The organism is Pseudomonas sp. KNUC1026, from assembly GCF_021650705.1.
Classification (GTDB): Bacteria; Pseudomonadota; Gammaproteobacteria; order Pseudomonadales; family Pseudomonadaceae; genus Aquipseudomonas.
Genome location: NZ_CP087138.1, coordinates 4,802,075 through 4,816,693, shown reverse-complemented (window position 1 = coordinate 4,816,693; position 14,619 = coordinate 4,802,075). Strand labels below are relative to the sequence as shown.

Annotated in this window: 10 protein-coding genes and 3 pseudogenes; 3 read left to right on the top strand and 10 right to left on the bottom strand. The window is 55.1% G+C overall.

All coding sequences use genetic code 11. The features are described 5' to 3' along the window. Positions 1–37 precede the first annotated feature (37 nt). Together LN139_RS22640 and LN139_RS22635 are read left to right on the top strand one after the other, a co-directional pair. A pseudogene (locus LN139_RS22640) lies at positions 38–1,506 on the top strand (ABC transporter ATP-binding protein); the annotation flags it as partial. Between the two features lie 12 nt (positions 1,507–1,518). After that, positions 1,519–1,806, top strand: coding sequence for a hypothetical protein (locus tag LN139_RS22635; RefSeq protein ID WP_236360617.1), 288 nt, complete (start codon positions 1,519–1,521; stop codon positions 1,804–1,806). Positions 1,807–1,821: 15 nt separating this feature from the next. Here the strand turns inward: LN139_RS22635 and lepB are convergent, their stop codons facing one another. Further along, complete coding sequence (gene lepB / locus LN139_RS22630; protein WP_236357151.1) at positions 1,822–2,532, bottom strand: signal peptidase I; 711 nt, start codon at positions 2,530–2,532, stop codon at positions 1,822–1,824. Positions 2,533–2,681: 149 nt separating this feature from the next. Here lepB and LN139_RS22625 point away from each other — a divergent pair, with 149 nt between their 5' ends. Next, positions 2,682–3,230, top strand: a complete 549-nt coding sequence (locus tag LN139_RS22625; protein WP_236357149.1) for an RNA 2'-phosphotransferase — start codon at positions 2,682–2,684, stop codon at positions 3,228–3,230. Positions 3,231–3,541: 311 nt separating this feature from the next. On the opposite strand, the gene LN139_RS22620 is transcribed toward LN139_RS22625, so the two are convergent. From LN139_RS22620 to LN139_RS22585, 9 genes and pseudogenes are all read right to left on the bottom strand, one after another. Next, positions 3,542–4,246, bottom strand: coding sequence for a hypothetical protein (locus tag LN139_RS22620; protein WP_236357147.1), 705 nt, complete (start codon positions 4,244–4,246; stop codon positions 3,542–3,544). Positions 4,247–4,582: 336 nt separating this feature from the next. Next, entirely contained in the window at positions 4,583–4,855 is a 273-nt protein-coding gene (locus tag LN139_RS25940; RefSeq protein WP_442964459.1) for a contact-dependent growth inhibition system immunity protein, read from the bottom strand. Positions 4,856–5,671: 816 nt separating this feature from the next. Then, a pseudogene (gene cdiI / locus LN139_RS22615) lies at positions 5,672–6,033 on the bottom strand (ribonuclease toxin immunity protein CdiI). 638 nt (positions 6,034–6,671) lie between these two features. Next, positions 6,672–7,178 carry a hypothetical protein gene (locus LN139_RS22610; protein ID WP_236357145.1) on the bottom strand — a complete coding sequence of 169 codons (507 nt, stop codon included), beginning with the start codon at positions 7,176–7,178 and terminating at the stop codon, positions 6,672–6,674. Between the two features lie 755 nt (positions 7,179–7,933). Then, positions 7,934–8,464: a hypothetical protein gene (locus LN139_RS22605; RefSeq protein ID WP_236357143.1), complete on the bottom strand. Its 531-nt coding sequence runs from the start codon at positions 8,462–8,464 to the stop codon at positions 7,934–7,936. A 162-nt stretch (positions 8,465–8,626) separates the two neighbouring features. After that, positions 8,627–8,974, bottom strand: a complete 348-nt coding sequence (locus tag LN139_RS22600) for an immunity 8 family protein (protein ID WP_236357141.1) — start codon at positions 8,972–8,974, stop codon at positions 8,627–8,629. 225 nt (positions 8,975–9,199) lie between these two features. Continuing rightward, positions 9,200–9,670, bottom strand: coding sequence for a hypothetical protein (locus LN139_RS22595; protein ID WP_236357139.1), 471 nt, complete (start codon positions 9,668–9,670; stop codon positions 9,200–9,202). Between the two features lie 63 nt (positions 9,671–9,733). Continuing rightward, a complete protein-coding gene (locus LN139_RS22590; RefSeq protein WP_236357137.1) occupies positions 9,734–10,168 on the bottom strand; it encodes a polymorphic toxin-type HINT domain-containing protein in 435 nt (144 codons plus the stop codon). Between the two features lie 1,724 nt (positions 10,169–11,892). Continuing rightward, positions 11,893–14,472: pseudogene (locus tag LN139_RS22585) on the bottom strand (hemagglutinin repeat-containing protein); the annotation flags it as partial. Positions 14,473–14,619 lie beyond the last annotated feature (147 nt).

The window sequence follows — 14,619 nt, the reverse complement described above, 5'->3', positions numbered from 1 at the left end:
TGGCCCAACGGCAACCCAGCCCGCGTATGCGCCCATCATGACCGAGACACCGCCCGACCACCTGCCCACCGAACCCTACCGCTTCGTGCTGCATTTCGTAGGGCGCTTCCGCTGGGCGTACCTGGCCATCCTGCTGCTGCAGACCGCCTCGGTGATCTTCACGCTCGGCATTCCCTGGGCCTTGGGGCAAATCACCCGGCTGGTCACTCAAGGGGCTGCGCCACATGCGCTGGCCTGGCCGGTGGCGGGTTTCGTCTGCCTGCTGGTGCTGGAGATGTGCAGCCTGCGCCTGGCCAGCTGGTTCAACGTGCGCACCCTGCCCCGCCAGCGCCGGGCGGTGACCCATGCACTGTTCGGCTACCTGCAGCGCCACTCCCACCGCTTCATCAGCAGCGAATTCGCCGGCGCCCTCGCGCACCGTATTTCAGAGGTGTCGATGGGCACCAGCCAGACGCTGGTGATCCTGATCTTCGACCTGATCCCGCTGCTGGTGACCCTGGTGCTGTCGGTGGTGCTGCTGAGCAGCGCTGACGGCTGGCTGGGCCTGGCCATGGGTGCGTGGGCGGCAGGCTTCCTGACCTTGTGCTGGTTCCTCGCCCGGCGCAGCCACCCGCTGGCACGCGCGCATTCGGCCGCGCGCAGCACCACCACCGGCAAGGTGGTCGACGCCGTCACCAACCTCAGCAACGTGCGCCTGTTCGCCCGCCAGCGCTTCGAACACCACTACCTGGGCGGCTACCTCGATGAGGAAGTCGCCGCCGCACACCGCTCGCTGGGCTACATGGAACGCATTCGCTGGCTGCAGAACCTCTGCGGCGTGCTGCTCAAGGCCGGCATGCTCGGGCTGTCGCTGTGGTTGTGGCAGGCCGGCCGCATCGACGTGGCGACCTTCGTGATGGCCAGCAGCCTGTCGATGGTGATCATCAGCGACGTCACCGGCCTCTCCCGCCGCTTGATGGAGCTGTTCGAAGCCTCGGGCAACATCGCCAACGGCGTGCGCACGCTGGTGCGGCCGCACGACATCACCGACGCACCCCAGGCCCAGCCCTTGAAGGTGGAGCGCGGCGAGATCCGCTTCGAGCACTTGAGCTTTGGCTACCTGCCGGGCCGGCCGGTGTTCGAAAACCTCGACCTGCGCATCGCCGCCGGCCAGCGCGTCGGGCTGGTGGGCGCTTCAGGCTCCGGCAAGTCGACCCTGCTCAACCTGCTGCTGCGCCTGTACGACGTCGACAGCGGCCGCGTGCTCATCGATGGCCAGGACATCCGCGAAGTGACGCAGCAATCGCTGCACCAGCAGATCGGCCTCATTCCGCAAGACCCGGGCCTGTTCCACCGCAGCATTCGTGAAAACATCCACTACGGCCGCCTCGACGCTGATGAAACCGAGCTGCTGGCAGCCACCGAGCGCGCGGGTGCGCACAGCTTCATCGAAGGGCTGGAGCAAGGCTACGACTCGCTGGTGGGCGAGCGTGGCGTGAAGCTTTCCGGGGCCAGCGCCAACGCATCGCCATCGCCCGTGTGTTGCTGAAGAACGCGCCGATCCTGGTGATGGACGAGGCGACTTCAAGCCTCGATTCACTGACCGAACGCTACATCCAGGAGAAGCTCGACGAGATCATGGAACAGCGCACGGTCATCGTGGTTGCGCACCGCCTTTCGACGGTGGCGCATCTGGACCGGATCGTGGTGTTCGACCAAGGGCGGCTGGTCGAAGACGGTACGCATGGAGAATTGCTGGCGCAGCAAGGGTATTACTGGCGGTTATGGACTCGGCAGCAGCTTGGGGCCGAGAGCGAGTTGGCGTAGAGCGTGGTGCGGGTTTCAATGCACTCGCGAGAGCTTCAACGGCAGGAACACTGCCTTACCCAGGATATTTTCCTCCGGCACCATCGCGCGCAGCTCCGGGGCAATGGCCTCGTCGTCCCAGTAACGGCTGTCGTTGGAGTTGTCGCGGTTGTCGCCCATCACGAAGTAATGCCCGGCGGGGACTACCCAGCTTTTGGTTGGCCATTGCCTGTTCAAGCCTTCCAGTTGCTGGATCGAGAACCTCGCCTGCCCAATACGCTCTTCAAGTACCTTGCCCTGAATCAGGCCTGCGCGCGCCTCCCCTGCGGCCATATCGGGGATAAGTTCATCGTTGATATAGAGCTGCTTGGCTGTGGTGTAAACGATCCTGTCGCCCGGCACGCCGATAACCCGTTTGAGATGGATGACCGCTCGATCAGAGGGGAATTCGAACACAATCACATCGCCGCGTTGTGGCGTGGCAAAAGTACCGAGGCGAATGCCGAACCAAGGTGCACGCGTGCTGTAGGCCATCTTGTTGACGACAAAGTAATCGCCCACTTTCACGGTCGGCTCCATCGAGCCGGCGGGCATTGAGTAGACCCCGACCAAGGCGATGAATGCGCCTGCGGGTATGGCCATGGCGATGAGGGCGTAGAAGGTATAACGAGGCCTTGCCTTAAGCACTCGCAAAAGGCCAAAGCCGAGAAGTAATAGCGCTACGAGGGTGACAAGAAGGGGAAGCATGGGTATGTCCGTATAAGTGAGGTGCCTGGCCCGGGATGGCGCATGGTGACCGCCACGCAAAATGGTAGAGTGCCACCGCACATCAGCTCTGCGCACCCGAGCGCGCGGAGTCTGCCTTAAAACAGCTGAATTCCCAATGTTCGAGCGCCATGGAAAGCAAACGCCTTACCGACACCGGCAAGTTCCTCAGTTACGTGCTGCGGCACGAGCCCCACGCCATCGGGTTGCAACTCGACAGCGAAGGTTGGGCTGCCATCGACCAATTGATTGCGGGGGCGGCGGCTCAAGGCCGCGCACTCGACACGGCACTCATTGAGCAAGTAGTGCAATCCAACGCGAAGAAGCGCTTTGCCCTCTCGCCCGATGGGCAGCGCATTCGTGCGGTGCAGGGGCACTCCACGGCCTCGGTCAACCTGCAACATGCGCAGCAGGTTCCGCCGGAAGTGCTTTATCACGGCACGGCGAGGCGGTTTCTGGCTTCGATCCGGGAGAAGGGGTTGATTGCCGGTGAGCGGCACCATGTGCATTTGGCGCAAGAGGCTGCGACTGCGGTGGAAGTGGGTACGCGGTATGGGGAGCCGGTGGTGCTAAAGGTGGCGGCGCGGCGGATGCATGAGGCGGGATTTGTGTTCTATCGGGCGGAGAATGGGGTCTGGTTGACGGATGGGGTGCCGGGGGAGTGGATTGAGGAAGGGTAGAAGAGCCATTGGCTCCAGCCTTTCAGGCGCAAGAAACGAAACGTGGCCATATAGTCAAATGGCAGGAATCGCACTGCCATCTTCATATCTAAAGCACGGGAAGCTGGTAGAAAGTCACGACTGGCCCGTAATCCTGATCTGTGTTTGATAATTCGAGCTTGAAGGCTTTGCCAGGAAATCTATCCTGTAACGTCAACCGCCATGAGAGTGCAATTGCTTCGGCAAGTTGCTCAAAGACCTGCTCATTGACATATTCGGAACAACCATCAAAGATAATAGATAGGAGTGTGATTGATGACCTTTTTCAATCGCTACAAAGTTGCCTTCCGTGCTTGCGAAGCATTGCCTATAGGCGTCAGGGTCGTACTTTTTCTCGGGAGCAAAAATTTTGTAAAAAATACCTGTACAAGATCGGTATTAGTAAAGTACGTCCCACTCATACCTTCGCGGTCGCTCCTGATATCACACATAAAGCAGTAACAATTTGATCTGGATGGTCTTCCAGAGGGGCTCCCCAACCGGTGACCTCTCAGCCCACCATAGCCCTGGTCGGTATAGAACCAATCCTCAGCACTATCAAAATCCAAATTCGTAAACGCCAAGAAACTGGAAACCATATCACCTAACCCAATGCCTTCCGGCAGAAGGCCTCTGTAAACGAGTTTTTGTAAAACCTCCCCAGGAAAACTGAAATCGTAAACTTTAACAGCATGAACCCTCCACTTCCTAATCATTACTGATAAAGCAGGGGTCCCCTTTAGCAGCTTATTAATAGCGGACTCATCGAATAAAGAGAAAGAGTAACCGCCATTTCCGAACTCATCTAGGCTGTGAGTCCCTAATCGGAGACCTGGCGCATTTTCAAATTCATAGAGCTGAGTGGATGCATCAATTAAGTAATTAAGGAACACATGAGCCAGCACTTCTGCATCGATCCCCAGCGGTATGCCTGCAAGAGATATGGATGGCACAATTGGAGCCGTCCACGATATTGAAAAATAATTAGAATTCTTCATTTCGGCACCCACTTATTAGTAGAATAAACTCTTTTGATTTTTTATATAACGATACAAAGCCAAGCCTAGATCCACCTCGACAGGTTCGATGCCAAACTCCTCTAAAAATCATTTATGCTTGGAAATACCATCATAGCAACCCTCGACGAGACGGCAGGAATATGCTGGGCTTACGCACTCCATTATCGAAAACCCACACAACTATTGACATGTCAACTTACAATGGTTCTCTGCAACAACATAATTAGCTCAATTACATAAAAACTTCAGGTCCCTCCCTGCACACACTCAAACCATTCCAATTTAAAAGTTTTGCATAAATCTGGATACCTCAACCTACTTTTTTAGCAATGATTCTACATGTCTTAACCATACTGCTCCCCCGACCCAATCCGCAGGATAAAAATAGCCGCATCCGAATCTGTCAAAAATTATACTTCTTAGCTGCTTCTCATTCATGTCAGCGTTCAGCAGCATATCCAGCTCTTTTAAAGCTCTCTCTATTTCAATATGACTGGCATGACTGGAAAACGCTGCAATCGCATCATCTGCGTTAACAAAATCCAGATCAAAATCCTGATTCAAATACGCGCTAAACATATTTTTTATTACTGAAAATTCATTTTCATAAGTGCCGTCGATCTGGGTTGATGTCGCGGCCGGCCTGGATGCTTAAGCCCTGCCCGGCCACAACGGTCAAGCAGGTCTGGGTAAAACCGCTGCTGTTGTGGTTGGCGTGATGGTACAGGCTATTGCTGAACTGGGACGCGGCCACACATTAATTTTCAGTGGCATTTTTTTGAAACACTACGCTAGCTGGATTTCTGCCAATCCCACACAAATTCTAACCTTCGGCGACGCCTTAATTCGCCAACCCTCAGATATTATTTCAGGCTCTCCATTGATTGATTCAAGAGAGATAAAAAATCTTTGAGTTCCAAAGCCCACTTCTTTCCCTCGACAGGCGGGTAAATCTCAATTCTAAATGACTGGCCAGGCTCACGGGAGACCTCAGCCATCTGATCTCTCCCCGACCAAATTTCGAATACCAGATTCTCGCGATCTGGAGGACTGGTTACTAATGATGATAGATTTGTCATAGCTTCGGAGGCTCCAATAGACCGATAGACTTTCCATCAGAATCATAGCGCACTCCCCTTCCATCAGGAGCGAATATATCCATAACCTGTCCAAACCTGCTGGTATTTTTGAAGGTTACCGTAGAAGCAGGGTTGTTAAGAATATCATCAACGACCTTTTGACCTCGCTTGTTTATTTCCGAGGGGACCCCTTTGGCACTCGGAAATGCACTGCCTTCTCGCCCACCGTGTTTTTGTAGCGCTCGGCCGGCGAACGAAAGATTTTTCACATCTCAAACATTTCAAATCAAACAGCTCACTCGGCCCAGGCTGTTTTTATTCAAATTCAAAAATGAATATGGCTCAGCAGTTCTTTTATTTTTTGAGTATCTCCAGGGTGGCGTTGAAGATAAATCTCACAAGCTAATCGAATATATTCAGAGCAAACAGCTTCACTTACGACCACTGTATCTTCATCCGTAGGCAAATAGCCATACGCAAATTCCACCCCTCAAAATGATCTTCAACAAACATACTATTTTCATCAGGGAAGTTACAGCAAGCCCCATCCGTACTGAACCCCCACCTTTTAATGATATAGCCAATCGCCTCAACAAAGTATCCATCGCTATACATTCTATCAAAATAACCTTTAACGGCCCGATAAGGATCTGCCCCATCGTACGGCTGACCGAACAGTTCTTTCATAAACACTTCACCTTTACTTAGGATGGAAATTTGTCACAACCCTTGCGGCCTTATCTAAATAAACCCTAAACGTGACGCCCCCTGCAATAGAGCCATATTGAATCAAACTTTTAGATAACGCTTCTTTTCCTAGCTTTGAGGCATCAATGGACCTCCACAAAAAGCCATCATCCTCGTCGGGTACTGCGGCACCCCGCTTTTTGGCCGGCTTAAATATTACGCAATGTCCACCACCGACAGCTGACTTCAGGCTCAAATATTACCCGAGCTTCCGAGGTTGAATTGGACAAATTAAAAACGACACGAACGCCCGCCTCTGAGCTATCCCGCAACAACTCAATAGTCTCGACGCTCTCCGAAGAAATAACTGCCAACTCGTGCATTGCAACTCTCAGGACAACCTGAAAAGAGGCCATTGTAGCGCTGAAGGAAATATCAACCTCAATCTCACTATCTTTTGACTTTTTTATGTAACGACAAAAAGCCAAGTTCGAATCCACCTCAACAGGCTCGATACCAAACTGCTCTAAAAAATCATTTGTGCTTGGAAATACCATTATAGCAACCCTCAACGAAGCGGTATTAATGTACTGGGCCTACAGGTCCCATCATCTAGAACCTGGAAGGTACTTTGAAAATTAGCAGCTTTCCCTGACGGCCCTGATGAAAAGGGACTCTCTAACTTCAAAATTACCGTACTGATTGGTGAGAGCATTAACCACATCCTCCTCAGCTTTGGCGGAAATTGTTAAATGATCAGTCAGCTTTTGACGGGCAACTGCATTATCCGGGCCCCCTAGTCTTTTCATTTCAAGCGCGAGCTGGTTCGAACGAGGAGCATTATGGGAATTGCTAGACACACGACCGAACAAATAATCAAACTTACCGGCAGGCAAATCACAAGGCCCAGTATTGTGAACCCAGGTCTTCAGTTCTCCGACGTAGAACGTATGCCCCACATCGACCATCAGATTGTACGTCTTGCCCCTAGGCAGGTACAGCTCAAGCGACTCGACTTCGGACGACATATTTTCGCTGTCACCATCGGACAATGACTGCAGCAGATCACCCGGTTTGAGATCGATGACGGGAATAAAGTCGCGATTGGCAGGGACATAGAAGGGGTGGCTCGGCGTGACCAGCAAGGTCTCGCCTTCCGCTGCGCCTGCGCCACGCACACTTTTAAGTTTGAGCCGGTAGATCGGCTGATCCGAATGTTGATGCGTGGCCAGAATCGCAGCCGCGAACGGCTTACCCCCTTCTCAGGCTTGCTCCAGACAACATCCCCCACCTTGAGCGACTCGATGGTGCGGTCACTCTGAGGTGTAGAAACCTTCGTACCCGCAGTAAAGCAGCAAGGGCCTTCGTTACCGGCGTGGCGCCCCCTACTTTTGCATGAACTAAACAACTATGATGTCACCAGAATTTAAATAAATCGAATAGGATTCGTAGTAGCCGCCGCAGCCCTCGATTACGATTTTATTGTCCGACCCAAATAACACTGAAAGTGTAGCCGTTCCGCCTTTTCAACCAAAACAACATCTCGCAACAAGAAATCTAACAAGGGGGTACTGGTAGATGAGTCTGCAAACTCTCTCCTCCCTGAAACACTACCAACTTGATACGTAAGTCCTCCCTCAATACAGAAGGAAACCTGATATGGAGGGACACCAGGCGCTGTTTGAGGGCGTGAAAATCCAGCGTTGTGACACGCATACCAAAACAAACCATTTCCAAATAACACCCGGAAAGCAGCCGAAAATCAAAATCATCTGGCAATAAGTACATGTCTTCTCCTGATTGAAGCAATGCACTTCAACGACGAACAGGCGGTAAAGGTCCGGTGGAAGTGGAACATGTGTATCTCCCTGCCCTTTACCCGGCCTACCTGTCACCGGATTCATTGGTTGCTTGCCGGAATTCTGCCAGCGCCAGTATCCATACTCATATCCTGGAACAGCTGATGAGCCAGGTGGCATGACCCTAATGTGCTCCCCTTTGGCAGGATAAGTACCATCCGAAAAGTAAATTTCACCACCATTTCGCCCCGGTCGGCTGACCCAGCCCGACGGAATGATAGGTGCCTGTGGGGGGTTGATATTTCCTCTACAGTTTTTGGAGTCTTAGCGCCACCTTTTGCACCACCCCCGAAATAATCTGGAGGCAAATCACAAGGCCCGGTGTTATGAACCCAGGTCTTCAGCTCGCCGACGTAGAACGTATGCCCCACATCGACCGTCAGATTGTAGGTCTTGCCCCTTGGCAGGTACAGCTCAAGCGACTCGACTTCCGACGACGTATTTTCGGTGTCGCCCTCGGCCAATGAATGCAGCAGATCACCCGGTTTCAGATCAATGACCGGAATGAAGTCGCGGTTGGCAGGTACATAGCGTGGCCCGGCTCCGAAATGGCAGCAGCAATTGGAGGCCATCGACCAACCACCCAATAGCCAACAGAAATTCGTTGCGCAGATGCCTGATGCCCTGATCGTTCAAGCCACGACCAAAGCGAGCAGCGAAGGACGGGAGGTTTTGCAGTAAGCAGATAAAACAACACCGACGCATGGCCGGTGTTGAATAAATACCCCTATTGACTAGTTTTGGTAATCATCAAACTCCCAGGAAAATACCTTTCCTAGCTGTATCACGATAGTCTCCCAGCTGTCTCCGTCGCAGCTGCTCACATAATCATGAATCAACCCATTAATAGTCGAAAAATTATATTCTCGAACAATTAATAGGCCTCTCCCCCAACGAGCCTCCCATACTGTCTCTTCTAGCCACTTTGGAGTGCAGATGAAAAGCTCAAAATCATCTGCTCCTTGCGTGCAATCAAGCCCAACTCGAATACGAAGACTCAAAGAAAAATTGTCTACGTTCTCAGGGCAGTAAGTGTCAACATCAAAAACATCATTAGAAATACCTTTTATAACAGCACGCATCACTCCTCCTAATCAGCCACATTCAGTGTGATGCTGCGTGTGTTGCTGATGTCGCCGGTCAGGGTGGTCACGCTGACGTCGCGGCCCTGCACCAATGCGCCGCTGGTTGTACGTGTAGTCAATACCTGCTGGCCAGTCACTTTTATTGGATGAAACGGTAATTTGCGAAAACTTGATATCATCAGCCGCGTGAGCGGTAATACCCCACAGCTACGTGCGCTTCAGTTACTCAATCGAGAATGATGAGAAACAAAACGATAGCTTTTTATCTTCAAGATCACTCAGTCGATAACGCATTCTATCGAAGCCAGAACTTAGCCTTTCAACGCGCATGTGCATCAGTTGAGTTAATCCGCCCCCAAAATCATGAGCAGTAAATTGGCTAACATCAATGAACCTGATAGTCACCACATCAACCCCTAAGCTTTCAAAGGCTGAAATTGATAAAGATAAATTATAAGCCATATCGCCAAAGTCCAACTGAACAGAAAGTGCATGTAGGCAGTTGTGTGCAACAAGCAATTCATTCAACGCTGGAAGATTATTCATTATTGATCCTCGTCTCTTTCCCATTGGCCCCATAGCCTGGACCATATTCATAGGTATGCGTGTGGGGGTCGGAATGATATTCCGCAGGATTTTCTGGATTCCCATATCCATGATTGGTGTAATCCGTTCTCTTAACCTGTCGGCCATATTGGTCGTACTCGATCACAGATTCTTCCAGTTTTCCAGTTGCGGGGTTGTACCTTTCCTGTGTCACACTCCCTGTTCCAGGAGTCGTCTGATGCGGTTTCTTCCCAGTGAACACCTCGTCTGGAAACGTTCCTGTCGTTTCAGCAACTTCCCCCCGCCCGTCGCAGCTCTAGCTGCTGCTTCCTTCGCTCCACCCCCAAAATAATCCGGAGGCAAATCACAGGGCCCAGTGTTGTGAACCCAGGTTTTCAGCTCGCCGACGTAGAACGTATGCCCCACATCAACCGTCAGATTGTAGGTCTTGCCCCTTGGCAGGTACAGCTCAAGCGACTCGACTTCCGACGACGTATTTTCGCTGTCGCCATCGGACAATGACTGCAGCAGATCACCTGGTTTGAGATCAATGACGGGAATGAAGTCGCGCTTGGCAGGGACATAGAAGGGGTGGCTCGGCGTGACCAGCAAGGTCTCGCCTGCCGCTGCGCTCGTGCCACGCACACTTTTAAGCTTGAGCCGATAGATCGGCTGATCCGAACGCTGATGCGTGGCCAGAATCGCAGCCGCGAACGGCTTACCCCTTTCTCAGGCTTGCTCCAAACAACATCTCCCACCTTCAGCGACTCGATAGTGCGATCGCCCTGAGGCGTAGAAATCTTCGTACCCGCAGCAAAGCAACAAGGGCCCTTCGTCACTGGCGTGCCGGCTTCGCCTAGGGCCGGTTCTGAACGAGAAGGCTTACCCGACGATGGGGGAACCTTCGGCGCGTCCGAGGACGTGATTATCCGCCCCCCAACCTTGGTGCCTATTGAGAGCCCCGTGCTCAGAGCAACATCCAAAATGGTATTAGCGCCCAAGACATAAGGATTACGAGTCTGCTCGACCTTGCCTTGTTCATGAGCAAGCTGGAAGTTGCGATCACTCTCAGCCAGCTCCTGCCGGCTTTTGCTGCTTAACTCATCAGCGATTGTTAACGCCGCACCGTCCTTTAACGCTTTTATCTTTTCCCCAACCAAGGCCTCTACGACAACGTTACCCGCCAGCCCCACTGCTGCTTTGGCAGGCCCCATCGAGGCTTGCATTGCCAAAGTAACCAGCTCTGCCTTGACAGGGTTATCTTCCCGAAGCTGAGTTAGATACTCACCAACCAGTGAAGTTTGCGCCAGCAGCTTTTCACTTGGACTGTTTGGGTTAAGGCCGACTTTCGTAACGTCACGAAGAGTGCCATCGTCATTAAGGGTTATACGCTCCCCGTCCGACTGCTGTGAATTTTGAGAAGACGAAGTAGCACATCCACTATTCGAGCAAAGAGTAATTGCAGCGCTGAACTCACTAAACTTCTCAGCGATATAGCCAATCTGAAAAAGATCCTCGTCTGTCAGCGCACCCAACTCTTTAGGATCAATTCCATTCCGCACAAAGTTTTTTGCTATTGAAAGAGCGAGCGCGTCTCCGAATTTTTCTCGCGCAGTTTCTGGGACTTGATCGACCGAAACGGATTGGGCTTCAATCGACCGCCACGTCAGCTCCGCTACCCGTCTGGCGCTATCCACCATATAGGCCGCATCGGCCAGCGTAGCTTGGGCATTTTCCCCATACTGCGAAAGTTGCCGGCCCCACTGACTTGCCGTACTGACCGGACTGAGCGCAGCATCCAAAGAACTCGACGTCGCATACACCTGCGTCTTGTGCTCCTTGTCCCGCGTCACTTCATACGCAAGCGACGGATCCCGGTTCAGCCCTGCTGTCGAGTCCTTGCCGGTGCCCGCATCCCCACGCACCACGATCTCGCCCTGGCCCACCGTGGCGCGCACTTCCTGGCGGCGGTCGCTGGTGTTGTTGTAGCCCTGGACGCTCCAGTTGTTCTTGCCGGGATCCCCTTTGCCCGTCTGGCTGGCGTCCTGGCTACCACCGCCGCCACCACTGGTCCAGCTCCCGCCCACATTGAGGTAGTAGCCGTGCTCGACATCCAGCCCGGATAGGTCCGCGTAACCCAGCGTCTGGGTGTCGATCTTGAGCTTGCCGCTGGCGTCATTGATCAGCCCGCCGTTGATCTGGGTGTGCTCACCGGTTTTTACGTCGACGCCGTTCTGGCCGACGATGGCGGTCTGTTCATTGACCCAGTTGGTCTTGCCCGTGGTCTGGCCGTAACCGGCCGAGCCACTCACGCTCACCCAGCCGAAGCCCACGGCCACCGTGGCACTGACGTCCATCTCCTTGCCCGTCACCTTGCCGGTGTCGGGCACTGAGGTCACGGTGAGGTTGCGGCCGGTGTCCACCTTCACGGTGTCGCCTTCCAGGCGCGCGCCTGCCACGGTGGTGTCGCGGCCGCTGGTCACCGCCAGTTCCTCGCCGGCGTTGAGGTGCGCCATTTGCGCCTGTTCGCCAGTGCGGTCGAGGTTGCCACGGCCGATGTTCACGCTGGCGTAGACGCCCACGCCCTGGCTGCCCACCATCAGGCCGGCCTCGGCACCGCCGTTATGGCGGGCGTCCTGGCTGTTGCTGGTGTTGCGCGCCGCCAGGATGTTCACATCATTGGCGGCTTCGAGCTGGATGTTGCGTCCGGCGTTGGCCTGGGTGCCCACCAGCGTCAGGTCGTTGGTGGCGGCTGCGTTGATGTCATGCCCGGCATTGAGTTCGGTGGGCAACGAGTTCTGCCGCGTACCTTCCTGGGTCGCAATGCCGGAGGCACCCCCGATGCCGATCTTGAAGCCGTTGGTGGTGCCGCCCTTGATGCCACCGTTGCTCTGCGTTTGCTGGTCGTCGTGATCATCGCCGCCCTGCGCGACGCCAAGCTCAACGTTTCGGCCAGCCAGGTTGATGTCGCGCCCCGCGCCAGCACGCGTGCCGTTGAGCGACAGGTCGTTGCCTGCCACCAGGTTCACGTCGTTGCCCGCTTCGAGGCTGGAGCCGCGCATGCTGGTCTGGCTGCTGCTGGCGTGTTGGGCGTTCTGGTTGTTGCCCAACATGCCGTCGAAGGTCGCGCCGAAGAGGAACTGGCCGATCGCGTCGAACATCTTCAGCACGCTTGAAGCCTTGCTGACGCCGTCTTCGCTTTTCCCGGCATCGCTGATGGCATCGGCGGTGCTGCCGATGTTGTGGTTGACGGTCAGGCCCAGGCCAGAGCGTGAAAGGCGCGCGCTTTCGTTGGCGGTGTCCTGCTGCGCGGCAGCGCCCACCTGGATATCGCGCCCGGCGGTGTAGGTCACATCGCGGCTGGCGTATACATCCGAGCCGTTCTGGTGGATGTCCCGAGCCGCCTCGACCTGCACATCACGGCCGCTGAGCGCGCTTGGCGCGGCGCTCACGTGGCCCTGGCCTGCGTCCTTGGCAGCCTCTTCACTGCCGATGAACAGCGTGAAGCCGTTGCGATCACCACCCAGGCTGAAGCCGCCAGCGCTTCTGCTCGACCATTGGCTGGCATTGCTGCTGTTGCTTGCAGCATTGATGTTGACGTCGCGGCCGGCCTTTAACCCCAGCGTGTTCAGGGCTTGGACCTGGCTGCCGCTGAGGTTCACATCGCGTGCGGCTTCGAGGGTCGCGTCGTTGCCCGCGCTGACCAGGCTACCAACTGCCGTGTTTTCCTGGCTTCGCTGGCCTTCTTTGTTCTTCTGGTTGAAGGTGACGCTGAAGCCTTTTTCACCGCCACTCCCGGTGAGGCTCGCGCCGCCGCCTACGAACAGGCCTGTCTTTTTCTTCCAGGCGCTGCTGTAGAAATAAGCCTCGTTCTGCGCCGTAGCGAGCTGCACATCGCCAGTGCCATCGACTACGCCGGCACTGAGCTGCGCATCGTGGTCGGCAATCACCTGGCTGGCGGCCATCTGGATATTACGGCCGGCCATCACGATGGCGTCATTGCCGGCATTCAGCTCGCTCGCCACCTGTGTGAGCTGGCGTTGCTCCAGGCTCTTGCCACTTTCGTTGAGGCCCAAGGTGCCGGACTTGCTCTTCTGGCTGGAAGAGCCACTTTCACTCTGGCCAGAAGCGATAAGCACATCGCCGGTGGCACCGACCAACAGGTCATTGCCAGCGCTCAGGCTGCTACCGACCACCGCAACGTTGCGGCCTCCATCGAGGCTGACACTGCCGTCACTGCCCTGCGACGCGTTGATGGTCAGGTCGTTGCCTGCCTCAAGTACGGAGCCGACATTGGTACTGGCATAGCTCTGGCTTTCCTTGGAGCTGCTGCGGCCGAAACTGCCTTTATGCTTCTTCGCACTGGCCGAGAAATCTTCGTTCTGCGCGGAGCCAATCACCAGATCGCGTGCGGCATCCAGCTTGAGGTTCTGCCCCGCAGTCAGTTGGCTGGCAACGACGCCCATGTCCTGGCCGGCGGCCAGGCTGAGGTTGCCCCCGGCACTGACACCCGACCCCACCTGCCGAAGATGATCCTCCTGCGAACTCGAATGCCCACCCTTGAAGTAGCTGTGGCTTTCATTGGCCGCCGACCCGACCAACAGGTTTTCACCCGCCTTGAGGCTGGCGTTCTGGCCGGCCTTGATCTCGCTGGCAATGGTGTTCAGGTCTTTACCGGCCATCAGTGCCAGGTCGTTGCCTGCGCTTACCTGGCCGCCGGTTTGCGTGATCTGGCCACTGCGCAGGTTGGCGCCGTGCTCGGTGTTCACCTGGGTTTGCGTGGCAGTCAGGTTCAGGTCGCGCCCGGCGTTAGCCGCCAGGTTGCGCCCGGCTTGCAGGGTGCTGCCCTGGTTGATCAGGTCTTGCCCGCTTTTGAGCGCAAGTTCGTTGCTGGCCTCGATGCGCGCCCCTTCGCTGGCGAAATCCTGCCGCCAGGTGCTGTTGCCCATCTGGCTCTGGTAGCTGACAACCGTGCGCTCGTTGGTGAGGGTGCCCGTGGCGGCACTCAAGCTGACGTCACGCCCTGCGATCACGCCACCGGCGCGGTTGCTGAGGTCGTTGTTCGCTGCCAGGTTCAGGGCACCGCCGGCCTGCAT

What these genes read in the sequence shown, in the direction of transcription:
- lepB (WP_236357151.1), bottom strand. Translation starts at nt 2,532, where the DNA reads ATGCTTCCCCTTCTTGTCACCCTCGTAGCGCTATTACTTCTCGGCTTT.
- LN139_RS22620 (WP_236357147.1), bottom strand. Translation starts at nt 4,246, where the DNA reads ATGAAGAATTCTAATTATTTTTCAATATCGTGGACGGCTCCAATTGTG.
- LN139_RS22625 (WP_236357149.1), top strand. Translation starts at nt 2,682, where the DNA reads ATGGAAAGCAAACGCCTTACCGACACCGGCAAGTTCCTCAGTTACGTG.
- LN139_RS22600 (WP_236357141.1), bottom strand. Translation starts at nt 8,974, where the DNA reads ATGCGTGCTGTTATAAAAGGTATTTCTAATGATGTTTTTGATGTTGAC.
- LN139_RS22605 (WP_236357143.1), bottom strand. Translation starts at nt 8,464, where the DNA reads ATGGCCTCCAATTGCTGCTGCCATTTCGGAGCCGGGCCACGCTATGTA.
- LN139_RS22595 (WP_236357139.1), bottom strand. Translation starts at nt 9,670, where the DNA reads ATGGCCGACAGGTTAAGAGAACGGATTACACCAATCATGGATATGGGA.